The sequence below is a fragment of the Acinetobacter sp. TSRC1-2 genome (assembly GCF_049895885.1).
GTDB lineage: Bacteria > Pseudomonadota > Gammaproteobacteria > Pseudomonadales > Moraxellaceae > Acinetobacter.
On the sequence record NZ_JAFCTF010000001.1, the window covers coordinates 541,276 to 554,479 of the forward strand.

A 13,204-nucleotide genomic window follows, 5' to 3' on the forward strand; every position below is an offset into this window, starting at 1 on the left:
GAATATGCGTTATTTTTATCCACATCAGCACGTTAAACTGTGGATAAATTAAACGTTATCCAGATCTTTTACTTTTTCCAGCCCAATTCAATCGCGGTAATTTCATTAATTAATGTCTGTTGCAAACTATCCGGCATCTTACTTTTATCGCTTGAAACAGGAAGATGCCCTGCCATTAACTCTGCTTTGGCTTGAGGAAATAAAGGCTGTTGATTCGGATAAGCATAACCCACCGGATACAGCGGCTGTCCTGTAGATAAATCATATTTATCCGTCGCACCGAAAGCATGGAGTAATTCATGTACCAGTACAATTTTATTTTGTTGCGACTGTTTTTTTGATGCAAATAAATTGACCGAACCAATCCGCCCTTTTTGTAAGGCTGTAGAATGCTTTAATTCTTTGCTGTGCTTTGGATCATAATAATTTAAAAATAACGTCACACTGGGTGAACCATCTGCACTTTCATGCTGTTTCCATGCATAAAAACGGAACTTTAAACTCCATAGAATAGTATCCAGCATACTTGCATGCTCAGGTACTTTTGGAGGCATTTTTTTGAGTTCACGCCCCATTTGAAAATACAAAGAGATAGGTTGTCCGCGGTATTGTGCAGACATATATTTGAGATATTCTTGTGCAGCTGTTAACTCAGACAAATTCAAAGATTGAATATAGTTTTGGGTAGCAGCCTGTCCGTCTGCATTGATGGGATGCAGCATGACAATAATGGGTTTAGACCAATTCTGGTTTTGATCACGGTAAGCATTGACTGCCACGATGAATAAAATGATGAGTAAACACAGTACTCGAATTTTTTTCCACATTAATTTTTCTCATTATTAAGCAATAACATTTTCAAAATCCATCCAAAAACTGGATACACAAAAAGTCATCCGCAACTGTCCGAGGCAGACTGCATTATTATAGATAATGTTTCTGCGAATTTTTAGATAAAATAAGGAATCTGACGAGTTTTGCGGATGACAAATGCCTTTCTTGCGAACTCAAAATATATTTGAAGCTTCTCATTTGGGCGAAACCAAAGTAACAGATGAGCTTCAAGCATTAAATTGAATACCGAGAAGACTCCGCTGAACTACGTAATATCAACAAATAAAAAATGCCGACTTTCGTCAGCATTTTTTCACGTCTTATTTTCACTTCTTAAAATTAGGCTTCAACCCATTTCCCATCTTGGTAAACTAGGCTCCACTTGGTTTGTTTCCCTTCAGCATTTTCAGAACCAATATACTGCGCTTGGTTCTTACGACTGAATTTCACCAATGCTGGATTACCTTCAGGATCTGTATCTGGTGCTTTCAATATAAACTGGTATTTCGGGTCAAGCTGTTCAGCTACAGAACGTAGTTCAGCGACTTTCGGTGCACGCGTTTCACGAACTTTCGGGAACTTGCTTGCTGCCAGGAATAAGCCTGCTGCACCATCACGAAGGACAAAGAAGTCATCGTGTTTGGTTGAACGTAAATGTTCCATTCGGATTGGATCGACACGCGGAGGTGCAGGCTGGCCACTCTTTAATACTTTACGCGTATTGTCACAGCTGGTACATGAAAAGTAAGGGCCAAAACGACCGGTCTTAAGTTGCATTTCACCATCACATTTGTCACATGGAATGGTTGGACCATCGTATCCTTTAATCTTGAACTCGCCTTCTTCAAGCTCAAAACCGGCACAGTCTGGATTATTGCCACAGACATGCAGTTTGCGCCCGCCATCAATCACATAACTGTCCATTGCCGTTTCACAAATCGGGCAACGTTTTTTCGACATGAGATCAGCTGTTTCTGCTCCCTCATCGTCAGACAAGGCCGCAAGTGACTCTACAGGCGTCAAGTTCAAGGTTCCCTTGCAACGCTCTTTTGGCGGCAAGTTATAACCTGAACACCCTAAAAACACGCCCGTGGTACCGGTACGGATCTGCATTGGACGGGAACATTCAGGACAATGTACTGCTTCAACTTCAATCGGTTGATTACGACGCATGCCGTTTTCACCCTGTGCTGTGGTTAAGCGGTTTTTAAAGTCACCGTAGAAGTTATCCAGTAATTCCTTCCAGTTACGCTGCCCGTCAGCCACTTTATCCAGCTGACCCTCAAGATCTGCGGTAAAAGCGTAATTCATCAGGTTGTTGAAGTTTTCATCGAGACGATCCGTCACGATTTCACCCATCTTCTCAGCATATAGACGACGATTGTCGAGCTTTACATAACCACGATCTTGAATGGTTGAAATAATTGCTGCATAAGTTGATGGACGACCGATGCCTTTTTTCTCTAGTTCTTTAACCAGTGAAGCTTCAGTAAAACGAGCCGGTGGCTTGGTGAAATGTTGAGATGGATCGAGCTTCTCAAGTTGGAGAATTTCACCCACTTTAACTGCCGGTAACAAAATATCATCATCGGCTTTGTTGGCACCGCGGACTTTGGTAAAACCGTCAAAAACTAAAGTACGACCTTTGGCTTTAAGTTCCACCCCATTGGCATCAACTAGAATGGTTGAAGACAGGTATTCTGCCGGTGTCATTTGACACGCAACAAACTGACGCCAAATCAGGTCATACAAACGTTGTGCATCACGATCGACACCGACTAACTGATCACCTTTCAGCGCCACATTTGAAGGGCGAATCGCTTCGTGGGCTTCTTGCGCACCGGCTTTATTACCATAACGGTTTGGCTTAGCAGGCAAGTACTTTCCACCGAACTCTGATTCGATATGACCACGAACCATATTGACTGCATCATCACTTAAGAAGGTTGAGTCAGTACGCATATAGGTAATAAAACCTGCTTCATATAGACGCTGCGCCATCGTCATGGTTTTCTTTACAGAAAAACCTAAACGGGTACTTGCGGCTTGTTGCAAGGTCGAGGTGATATAAGGTGCGCTTGGATTAACCTTGGTCGGCTTATCTTCACGCGTCGACACTTTATATTCGGCATTATTCAAGACTTTTAATAAAGCATCCGTTTGTGCCTTATTTTGCAGTTTTAAGGTTTTGCCAGCTTGTTTGACTGCTTCTAAACGAATGTCGTCGCTTGAAGATTGGGTATCTGCAAACACTTGCCAGTATTCTTCAGGAATAAAAGCGCGAATCTCACGTTCGCGTTCCACCACCAGTTTTACGGCAACCGATTGCACACGACCTGCCGATAAACCGCGGGCAATTTTTTCCCACAGCAATGGCGAAATCATAAAGCCCACCACACGGTCCAAGAAACGGCGTGCTTGCTGGGCATTGACCTTATCAATATCTAAACGTGAAGGCTGTTTAAAAGCTTCCTGAATCGCATTTTTGGTAATTTCGTTAAAGACTACACGTTGGTAACGTGAATCATCTCCACCAATCACTTCTTTTAAATGCCAGGCAATGGCTTCCCCTTCACGGTCCATATCCGTTGCGAGATAGATTTCATCGACTTGTGATGCCAGTTTTTTCAGTTCAGCAACGATATGCTCTTTACCCGGAAGTACTTCATAGTGAGCATTCCAATCGTGTTCAGGGTCGACGCCCATACGATTAACCAAGGCTGTCTGTGCTTTTTCAGCTTTTTGCTCATCGGTGAGTTTGGCACGTGATACAGGTTTTTTTTCTGTACTTTTAGAACCACCGGTCGGTAAGTCACGGACATGACCGACGGATGATTTCACAATGTAATCCGAACCAAGGTATTTATTGATTGTTTTCGCTTTTGCAGGCGACTCCACAATCACTAAGGCACGCTTTTTCGCAGCACTCGGTGATTTTGCTGTGGTGCTTTTGGATGTAGACCGAGGAGCGTTCGCCATAGTTAACCGTTAATCCTGTTTGTTTCGTTTATAAATTAAAGTTCAGCCAAAGACTGTAAATAGGTTTTGATGTCATCTAACTGTGTTGCTCGAAGGTCAGATTCTTCATCCCAATAGAGTCCTACACAGTTTGCCTGCATATCAATAGCATAAATGCCCTTTAATGCAATGGGAAAATCGTTAAACTTATCATCGCCCTGCACAAGTTTTAGCTTTTGATCTTCTACACGCGCACGCATTAAAGGCAGGCGTGCATCTGGAATAAGTACGCTGTAATAGGCCACCATGCTGGCACGGCTTTCTGTTGCCATAGGAATTTTGGTCCAATCGGGAGCTGCCACCAAACGCGGGTGCAATGCCATCTTGCGTGCCTTCTCACGCATCATGCCTAATGCTTTTTCTCGCGGACTGACGCGAAGGCCCATAATTGAACCCAAAACAAATAGAATGATGAAGCCAATGACCCAAATACCGGTATTTTCCATAGTACAACCTTGTCTGTTCCTTTATTAGAGTTGCATAAGCTGAATATAAAACGCAAGTTGCAACGATTAAATTAATTCAGGAACATCTCGTGACTATACAGTACTTCACTGCCATTCCAGTAAATATATCCCTTTTCAATCAATTCTTTAAGCAATAATCTGACATCCGATTTCGGGAACATTTGCTCCAGCAAATCGCGCAAGGCATAAATATCTTTAGGTTTGTCCGATTTTAATTCACGCAATTTACGCGCAACAATGACCTGCACCGGATCAATTTTAGAGAAGTTTTTAAATAAATCTTTTTGTGCCTGATGAATCGGATTTGACTGCTCCGGTTCTTCATCTAAGGGAGGTTCTGTTTGTAGTTGGGCAAAAAATGGGGAAATGTTGTCTGCTGTTTCTAAAGGCATTGCTTGCTCTAAATCAAGTTCCACCCATTGTTTCAACAGTTTTTTACGGAAGTTAATTTGCTCATCATAACGTTTCACAATTTTTAGATTGATCAGTAAACCAATCAGCTGCTGTGCCTGATCACTTTCGACTTGCAAAATATTACTGATCGAGTTTTTAAGTTTCTCAATCGAGTTCGGTTTACCCTTCATTTTACCCAAAACATCACAATATTTTTTAACCAATAACAACTCTGGTTTTTGCTTAATAGTTTCAACACTTGGAAGTTTATATTTTGAATTTAAAGAAGAGCCTTCCGGCTGAATTTGAATCCAGTGACAGTTCATGTCTGAGGATTGCATCATCTCGAGCAGGATTTCACTGCTTGGCATGGCAGAAATGACTTCAATCGTCGTTTCAGGGTCTAGCAATGCAATCAATTGTCCAACTACAACTGCATATTCAAATTCTTTTTGATCGACCTCTGCGGTTTCTAAAATCACTACTTGTCCACTACTGACCCAACTTGAAAACTCGGTTAAATCTTCAAGTGAGTATTCAAACTTTCCTTGGCAGTTAAATAAGTAAATTACAGCGTAGTGTTGAATGATGTCACGCAACAATTGTGCGGTGGGCATATTCTTTTCAAGATCAAGAAGAACGACTTTGTTGGACATAATCTCAATAGACAAGTAAGGGAACTTTGAACCCGCATTAGAACGAGCATGGATGAAAAGGTCAAATCAATTCAGTAAAAAGACCGGTGAACATTGACTCAATAATGCGGTGGTCGATTGGTTATTGGATCAAAAGTGGCAATTCCATCGGATAAATCGGAAGACTCAATCCGTTGATACAAAAACTGCATTTGTTTTTTCAAATCAGCTATTTCGGCATGTTGCAGAGATACCTGTTCATTTAATTGTTCAACTAAATCATCTAAAAATGTAATTCGCACTTGCAAATCTTCTATGGGTGCGGAAAATGACGCCTGATCATTAAGATTTTTTTGTTTAGTCATTTTAAGTCCTCATTTTGGATTTCAGGAAACAGTATGGCCTATATTACGTTAAGGGATGTCCAACTCGCGTTTGGCGGACCTTCCCTGCTCGACGGCGCGAACTTCAATTTAGAACGCGGTGAACGAGTGTGTTTGATTGGCCGTAACGGTGAAGGTAAGTCTACTTTACTTAAACTCATTGAGGGAAGTTTACTGCCAGATCGTGGTGAAGTTTCTATTCAAAATGGCATCACCATTTCCATGCTTGCTCAAGATGTACCCATGGATTCCGGTAAAGTCGCTGACATTGTAGCCGATGGTGCAGGTGAAGCTGCTGCTGTACTCAAAGCCTATCACGAAGCCAGTAATGCTTGCGTACTCGGTGATATGGAAGCCTGTGACCGCATGGGTAACCTACAGCACAAACTCGATCAAGTCGATGGTTGGGCTTTAGAAACCAAAGTAAATTCTATTTTAAGCAAAATGGGGTTAGACCCAGATGCTGATTTAGCCGACTTATCGGGTGGTCGTAAACGTCGTGTTCTTTTGGCACGTGCGCTTTTAACACAACCTGACGTATTACTTCTTGACGAACCAACGAACCACTTGGACGTTGAAAGTATTGAGTGGTTAGAAAAATTCCTGCTCGATCAAAATAATTTAACCTTATTATTTATTTCGCATGACCGTTCATTTGTCGACAGCATTGCCACGCGTATTGTTGAACTTGATCGCGGTACTTTGCGCAGCTATGAAGGTAACTACACACGTTACCTTGACCTTAAAGCTCAGCAAATGGAAGCGGAAGAAAAGCAAAATGCGTTGTTTGATAAACGCCTAGCAGAGGAAGAAGTCTGGATTCGTCAAGGCATTAAAGCCCGCCGTACCCGTAACGAAGGTCGTGTTCGTGCGCTGAAAGATTTACGTGAAGAATCAAAAGCTCGTCGCTCGCAACAGGGCAAAGTCAGCATGGCAACGCAAGACGCCAATCGCTCTGGCAAGCTTGTCTTTGATATTGAACATTTAAGTGTTGCTTTCGGCAATCAGGAACCGATCATCAAAGATTTCTCTGCTTTGGTACTTCGAGGTGATCGTATTGGCTTGGTCGGTGATAATGGTGTCGGTAAAACCACCTTAATCAAAGCCATTTTGGGTGAGCTTGAGCATGGCGGCACAGTAAAAACCGGTACACAGCTGGAAGTGGCTTATTTCGATCAATTGCGTAATGCACTTGATCTGGAGAAATCGGTTAAAGACAACGTGTCTGAAGGTTCGGACTTTGTTGATGTTAACGGTGGTCGTCGTCATATCTACAGTTATCTTCAGGATTTCCTGTTCTCTCCGGAACGTGCACGTACGCCAGTCAAAGCATTGTCGGGTGGTGAGCGTAACCGGATTCTGCTGGCAAAACTACTCCTTAAACCATCGAATTTAATCGTTATGGATGAGCCCACCAATGACTTGGATATGGTGACCCTAGAGCTATTAGAAGAAATGTTGGGTGGATATACCGGTACATTACTTTTAATCTCGCATGACCGTGCATTTATGGACAATGTCGTAACATCAACATGGGTATTTGATGGTAAAGGTCATATCGACGAATACATCGGCGGTTATCAGGATTATCTAGAACAACGTCCTGATCAAACTGCTGTAGATCAAAAAAGTGATGTGAAAAAAGCCTTGGCGAAAGCTGATGCAGCGGCTGCCGCGGCAGCACCGAAAAAAGTGAAACTCAGCTATAAAGATCAACGTGCTTTAGAGCAGTTGCCCGCTGAAATGGAAGCACTTGAGAAAGAACAAGCCCACATCAATGCACAACTTGCCGATGGTTCTTTATTTACTTCAGATGCTGATCAAGCGATGAAACTTTCTAATCGCCTTACGGAAATTGACGAGCAATTGCTTGAAAAATTAGAACGTTGGGAAGAATTAGACAATCTTAGCAAAGGCGATTAATTTAGCCGCGTTATAAAAGCACCTGTAAAGTATTTTGCAGGTGCTTTTTTATTTAAAAAATAACTTCATGTTAAACTGCAAATAACTTTAGGTATAAACGGTCATTATGAGTAAAAAGCCAGACTACAAACCGGGCGAGTTTCAATGGTCTTTCCTTCTTCCACAATATTGGGGCATTTGGATTGGAATCATATTTTTAATGATTCTGGCAATTTTACCATGGGCAATTCAGCATCGTTTAGCCACTTTTTTAGGCAATATCGCATTCAATCAGCTTAAATCGCGTCGTAACACAGCGATTCGGAATTTAGAACTCTGTTTTCCAGAATGGACAGCCGAACAAGTTCAGCAAAATACCCGACAAGTTTTTGTCGACCAGATGATTGGGATTTTTGAAACTTTAAATGCCTGGTATTGCCCACAATGGTTTAAAGGGCGTGTCAGTATTGAAGGCCTAGAACATCTCCAAAAAGCACAAGCTGACGGAAAAGGCGTTTTACTGTTAGGCACGCATTCCACATTATTGGATGCCGGTGGTTATTTGTGTGCCCAATATTTTGAGCCAGATGTGGTCTACCGTCCGCAGAATAATCCACTGCTGGACATGCTGATCTACCGCTGCCGCGCCACTATTTATACCCATCAAATTGATCATGATGATATGCGCGGTTTAATTCGTCATTTAAAAAATGGGCGTGCTATTTGGTACAGTCCTGACCAAGACTATGGCCTAAAACAAGGCGTGATGGCACCCTTTTTTGGTACGCCTGCTGCAACGGTCACTGCACATCGTCGTTTAATAAAAATGACTCATGCTGCCGCGATTCCGCTGTATTTCTATCGTGATGGTGATATTGCCAATCCACAATATAAAGTACTGCTTGAAGCCCCGGTGGAAAATCTACCGAGCGAAGATGAAGTCGATGATGCCACTCGCGTCAACAAGATCATTGAAAATCAGCTACGGATTGCACCCACTCAATATATGTGGTTTCACCGTCGCTTTAAAACTCGCCCTAAAGGCTATCACGAGATTTATTAGTCCATCCCACCCTTTAAAATAATGAAGATAATACCGATGAAAATTATGCAGCTTCTTCCTGAATTGAACAGTGGTGGTGTTGAACGTGGCACCCTGGAAATTGCCCGTGCGCTTATTGCAGATGGTCATGAATCGTTAGTGGTTTCAAATGGTGGACGTTTGGTTGCACAACTTGAAGCAGAAGGTTCACAGCATCTCACTTTAGCTATTCATAAAAAATCATTATCCAGTCTTTGGCAAATACGTCCTTTGCGTAAACTGATTGAGCAACATCAACCAGACATCGTACATGTTCGTTCACGTGTCCCTGCATGGCTGACTCATTTTGCATTAAAAGGCATCCCGGCAGATAAACGTCCACATCTCATTTCAACGGTACATGGCTTTTATTCAACCAATCGTTATAGTGCCATTATGACGCAAGCTGAAAAAGTCATTGCCGTCTCGGACAGTGTGGTGCAATACATTACTGAGCATTATAAAAACTGTCCGCCTGAAAATATTGTGCGCATTTATCGTGGTATTTCACCGCAAGAATTTCCTCACGGCTATCAACCTTCTGCACAATGGATCAATCAAACCTTTAAAGATTTTCCTCAACTGGAAAATAAGTTTTTAGTTTGCCTTCCTGGACGAATTACTCGCTTAAAAGGTCATGAAACCTTGATTGATTTGATGGGCAAGCTCCTACAGCAGTACCCACATGTACATGCTGTGGTGGTCGGTGGCGCAGATGCGAAAAAACAGGCTTATTTGGAAGAATTAGAAAACAGCATTCGAACCCAGGGTTTAAGAGAAAAGATCACTTTTGTTGGACATCGTTCTGACATTCGGGAATGGCTAGCATTCAGCGATGTGGTGCTTTCGCTGTCCAATCAGGCAGAAACTTTTGGTCGTACGGCATTAGAAGCATTATCGGTGGGTACACCCGTGATTGGCTGGAATCGTGGCGGTGTGGCAGAGATTTTATCCAATATTTATCCGCAAGGTTTAATTGAAGTAGATGATCAAACTGCGCTTTTAAATGCAGTCAAGCAGCATATTGAAGAACCTCAGAAAGTTAAGCCGGTCACGATGTTTAGTTTAAAAGAGATGTGTGATCAGACGCTTAACTTGTATAAACAGCTTTTGAAATAAACTTAAGTTTATTTATCCCAGTCGCTTTTAATTTCTTCGTTAAAGATAAAAGTGGGCTGGGTAAAATATAAAATTAAATCAATCAAAAAAATGATTAATGTTCTATTCCTGCATACATCCACATCGGCTCGGTTTGTCCTGCTCCAACAAAACCTATTAATAAAATTTTTTATATTTTAATAACATTGCTTCCATCATTAATCGCCCTCCCTAAATATTGAAAATCGGGATGTACCAACGAATGTGGAAAATACACCAATAGATGTCCATCAGAGATTATATTTCCCAAACCAATGAATACTCCATCCTGTCCTGGCTGTAACCAGACTATGCCAATGATATAATGCTGCCATCAGCTGAACTGGCTTTTGCGCTGATGACCCATGATTCGCTCAATAAATTTCAAGACTTCTGCTTCATGAACCTGATCATGCGTGGATATTTCAAAAGTCATAGCACGCTATAGAGATGTAAAGCATCACGTGTTAAATCAGTAGAGTTAACGATATATATTTTAAATTCTTGGAATTGGGATAAATCCGTAGCTGAATTTTTATTTTTAAGACCTGCTATAAAGGCATAACCCGAGTTCTGCATCCTGCAAAACTCGGGTGTATAAGGTTGTGCTTTTCAAATCATCTTTTTATTATATTATTGCGATCCATTGCTGCATCATGTCCATGATGACTCACTATCAGCCTAACATCGTCTTCCATAATGGGATTTTCCGTTCCCAGCTCCTTGGCTGATGAGTCTAGATTAAGTAAAAATAGAAAAAAGAACTATTCGCAATTCACCTATATCTATGTAAGCCATTTCGTACACTTTTCCTTTAATTACCTTGAGCCACTTTCGCGCCTTTTTTATAGTCCTGTGCAATTTCATCGGTGACTAATTTTTCTTCTTTTTCTGCTTTTTCAATCCCTTCCTGAATCGCCTCTTGGGCTTCCTGTTCATCTACATCGGTTTGTTCTAATTCTTGTTGCACTTTTTCAAAAACACGACCGGTTTGTAGTACGACATATACAGGAAAATGATCTGAACCGACATGAGGCAATCGTTCCATATGAACCAAGGCAAAATCATCACTATGAAATACATGATCTAGTGACCAGCGTAACAACGAATAATCTGCATGGAAAGTATTGATATAATGCCGCCCTACACGCGGATCAAGCAGACCACTAATCCGCTGAAATAATCGTGTGGTTCTTGACCATGCGACGTCATTCAAATCCCCCATCACAATACAGCTTTCATCCAAGCCTTTAATTTGATCACCCACCATTAAAAGTTCCGCATCTCGGAGGGTCGAATCTTTGGCTTCGGTTGGGCTGGGCGGTTTAGGGTGCAAGCAGTAGAGTTGAACAGGTTGGCCCGAAGGTAAAATCACTGTGGTATAAATAGAAGGAGTTTCATCACTTAGAATGAATTTCACTTCGGGATTTTTCAACTTAAGACGGCTATACAGATGCATACCATATAAATTATCCAATGGTACCGGTACACGGTATGGATAATCTTTTTCAATCACTGAAAGTGCATTTTGCCAGACCTCATCTGATTCTAATGTCAACACCAAATCCGGTTGATGCTTTTGAATCTGCTCAATCAACAAGTGGTATTTATGATTTGGAGTCAATACATTGCAAACAATCAAAGAGATTTGCTTCTCTGGATTGAGCTGATTCTTACGAACTTTTTTGACCTGCTTTTTCCAAATAAAAGTATAAGGCAATACCATTTTCAGTTGATAAGCCAATGCCGCAATCAATGCAATAAAGATGATTTCACGCCATAAATCCCACGGCTGATCCCAGACCACTAACAGTACAAAAGCGATCAGTCCCAAAACCAAAATTTGCAAGCGTGGAAAATCCGCACCTCGAATCCACCATTCATCACGGGGGATCAGCGACCAAAAGGTCAGCCAAACCACAATGACTGCGATTATTTCCACCCAAACCATAGCCATTTACTCTTTTGTATGTTTTTAATTTATTTAGATTTAAAAAAGTTTATCAATTTTGTATGTAACATAAACAAGATATTCCGCTCAATAATATTGATGTTTTGATTATGTAGCACTTGCAGTTGTGGTCTCTTTTGATACACTCAAGCCCCCTTTTATTTTTTTACGCACCGAGGCAAAGTGACATGAAAGTAGGTCTGGTCGGTTGGCGCGGGATGGTTGGTTCTGTCCTCATGCAACGTATGGTTGAAGAGAATGATTTTGCTCATTTTGAGCCATTCTATTTTTCTACCAGTAATGCCGGTGGTGAAGCCCCTGCGTTTGGTGGTAAGACTGCCCCAGCACTTATGGATGCATCAGATATTAACAGTCTGAAGCAAATGGATGTCATTATTACCTGCCAAGGTGGTGATTATACCTCTGACGTTTTCCCTAAACTAAAAGCGGAAAATTGGAACGGTTACTGGATTGATGCAGCATCTACCCTGCGTATGGATGATGAAGCCATCATTGTACTTGATCCAGTCAACATGAAAGTGATTAAAGATGGCTTAGTCAATGGGACTAAAACATTTGTGGGCGGTAACTGTACCGTTTCCTTGATGTTGATGAGCATGGGCGCGCTTTACCAAAACAATTTGGTCGAGTGGATGACTGCAATGACGTATCAGGCAGCATCGGGTGCAGGGGCGCAAAATATGCGTGAACTGATCACAGGTATGGGTTATTTATATAACAATACCAAAGACTTGCTAGATGATCCCCGTTCCCCAATTCTAGATATCGACTCTAAAATTGCGGACTTGCAACGTGGTGAAGGCTTCCCTGCTGCCAACTTTGGTGTGCCTTTAGCAGGTTCTTTGATTCCATATATCGACAAACAACTTGATAATGGTCAGTCCAAAGAAGAGTGGAAAGCGCAAGTTGAAACCAACAAGATTTTAGGCAACCAGCAAATCGTTCCGATTGATGGTCACTGCGTGCGTATTGGCGCAATGCGTTGTCACTCTCAAGCTTTAACTTTGAAGCTTAAGAAAGACGTACCACTTGATGAAATCGAAGATATGATTCGTCAATCTAACCCATGGGCGAAAGTGGTTCCAAATACACGTGAAGCGTCAATGACGGACCTGACTCCTGTCGCGGTAACAGGTACCTTAACTGTTCCTGTGGGTCGTTTGCGTAAATTGAATATGGGCAAAGAATACTTAGGCGCCTTCACTGTAGGTGACCAATTACTCTGGGGTGCTGCAGAACCTTTACGCCGTATGCTTCGCATCCTCATTGAATATAAAAATTCTTAATTTTTAAAGTTAAGAAAACAAAAAGCCGGTCACAATTGACCGGCTTTTTTATGTATCCTTTATGTTAGTATTTTACAATTATTCAACATCTCGTTA

10 protein-coding genes are annotated in these 13,204 nt (G+C 41.6%); 4 read left to right on the forward strand and 6 right to left on the reverse strand.

The genetic code is table 11. The features are described 5' to 3' along the window. Positions 1 to 68: 68 nt before the first annotated feature. From ACP69Y_RS02550 to ACP69Y_RS02570, 5 genes are all read right to left on the reverse strand, one after another. Positions 69 to 827 (reverse strand): hypothetical protein, encoded by a 759-nt coding sequence (locus ACP69Y_RS02550; RefSeq protein ID WP_425915873.1) that lies wholly within the window; start codon positions 825 to 827, stop codon positions 69 to 71. A 346-nt stretch (positions 828 to 1,173) separates the two neighbouring features. Beyond that, positions 1,174 to 3,813 carry a type I DNA topoisomerase gene (topA, locus tag ACP69Y_RS02555; protein WP_425915875.1) on the reverse strand — a complete coding sequence of 880 codons (2,640 nt, stop codon included), beginning with the start codon at positions 3,811 to 3,813 and terminating at the stop codon, positions 1,174 to 1,176. A 35-nt stretch (positions 3,814 to 3,848) separates the two neighbouring features. Further along, positions 3,849 to 4,298 carry an ammonium transporter gene (locus ACP69Y_RS02560; RefSeq protein WP_425915877.1) on the reverse strand — a complete coding sequence of 150 codons (450 nt, stop codon included), beginning with the start codon at positions 4,296 to 4,298 and terminating at the stop codon, positions 3,849 to 3,851. Between the two features lie 71 nt (positions 4,299 to 4,369). Beyond that, positions 4,370 to 5,368 carry a hypothetical protein gene (locus tag ACP69Y_RS02565; protein WP_425915879.1) on the reverse strand — a complete coding sequence of 333 codons (999 nt, stop codon included), beginning with the start codon at positions 5,366 to 5,368 and terminating at the stop codon, positions 4,370 to 4,372. Between the two features lie 98 nt (positions 5,369 to 5,466). After that, entirely contained in the window at positions 5,467 to 5,712 is a 246-nt protein-coding gene (locus ACP69Y_RS02570; protein ID WP_425915881.1) for a SlyX family protein, read from the reverse strand. Between the two features lie 33 nt (positions 5,713 to 5,745). Here ACP69Y_RS02570 and ACP69Y_RS02575 point away from each other — a divergent pair, with 33 nt between their 5' ends. From ACP69Y_RS02575 to ACP69Y_RS02585, 3 genes are all read left to right on the forward strand, one after another. Then, a complete protein-coding gene (locus ACP69Y_RS02575; protein ID WP_425915883.1) occupies positions 5,746 to 7,653 on the forward strand; it encodes an ATP-binding cassette domain-containing protein in 1,908 nt (635 codons plus the stop codon). 106 nt (positions 7,654 to 7,759) lie between these two features. Beyond that, on the forward strand, positions 7,760 to 8,695 hold the full coding sequence (gene lpxL, locus ACP69Y_RS02580; protein ID WP_425915885.1) for an LpxL/LpxP family Kdo(2)-lipid IV(A) lauroyl/palmitoleoyl acyltransferase: 936 nt from the start codon (positions 7,760 to 7,762) through the stop codon (positions 8,693 to 8,695). 36 nt (positions 8,696 to 8,731) lie between these two features. Then, complete coding sequence (locus ACP69Y_RS02585; RefSeq protein ID WP_425915887.1) at positions 8,732 to 9,832, forward strand: glycosyltransferase family 4 protein; 1,101 nt, start codon at positions 8,732 to 8,734, stop codon at positions 9,830 to 9,832. 832 nt (positions 9,833 to 10,664) lie between these two features. Here the strand turns inward: ACP69Y_RS02585 and ACP69Y_RS02590 are convergent. Further along, entirely contained in the window at positions 10,665 to 11,801 is a 1,137-nt protein-coding gene (locus tag ACP69Y_RS02590; protein ID WP_425916072.1) for an endonuclease/exonuclease/phosphatase family protein, read from the reverse strand. A 188-nt stretch (positions 11,802 to 11,989) separates the two neighbouring features. Between ACP69Y_RS02590 and asd the strand changes: the two genes are divergently transcribed. Beyond that, a complete protein-coding gene (gene asd, locus ACP69Y_RS02595) occupies positions 11,990 to 13,108 on the forward strand; it encodes an aspartate-semialdehyde dehydrogenase (RefSeq protein WP_425915889.1) in 1,119 nt (372 codons plus the stop codon). The last annotated feature ends 96 nt before the right edge of the window (positions 13,109 to 13,204 follow it).

Bases quoted from the DNA above. Each gene is read 5' to 3' on its own strand.
- ACP69Y_RS02550 (WP_425915873.1), bottom strand. From the start codon at position 827: ATGTGGAAAAAAATTCGAGTACTGTGTTTACTCATCATTTTATTCATC.
- topA (WP_425915875.1), bottom strand. From the start codon at position 3,813: ATGGCGAACGCTCCTCGGTCTACATCCAAAAGCACCACAGCAAAATCA.
- ACP69Y_RS02560 (WP_425915877.1), bottom strand. From the start codon at position 4,298: ATGGAAAATACCGGTATTTGGGTCATTGGCTTCATCATTCTATTTGTT.
- ACP69Y_RS02565 (WP_425915879.1), bottom strand. From the start codon at position 5,368: ATGTCCAACAAAGTCGTTCTTCTTGATCTTGAAAAGAATATGCCCACC.
- ACP69Y_RS02570 (WP_425915881.1), bottom strand. From the start codon at position 5,712: ATGACTAAACAAAAAAATCTTAATGATCAGGCGTCATTTTCCGCACCC.
- ACP69Y_RS02575 (WP_425915883.1), top strand. From the start codon at position 5,746: ATGGCCTATATTACGTTAAGGGATGTCCAACTCGCGTTTGGCGGACCT.
- lpxL (WP_425915885.1), top strand. From the start codon at position 7,760: ATGAGTAAAAAGCCAGACTACAAACCGGGCGAGTTTCAATGGTCTTTC.
- ACP69Y_RS02585 (WP_425915887.1), top strand. From the start codon at position 8,732: ATGAAAATTATGCAGCTTCTTCCTGAATTGAACAGTGGTGGTGTTGAA.
- ACP69Y_RS02590 (WP_425916072.1), bottom strand. From the start codon at position 11,801: ATGGTTTGGGTGGAAATAATCGCAGTCATTGTGGTTTGGCTGACCTTT.
- asd (WP_425915889.1), top strand. From the start codon at position 11,990: ATGAAAGTAGGTCTGGTCGGTTGGCGCGGGATGGTTGGTTCTGTCCTC.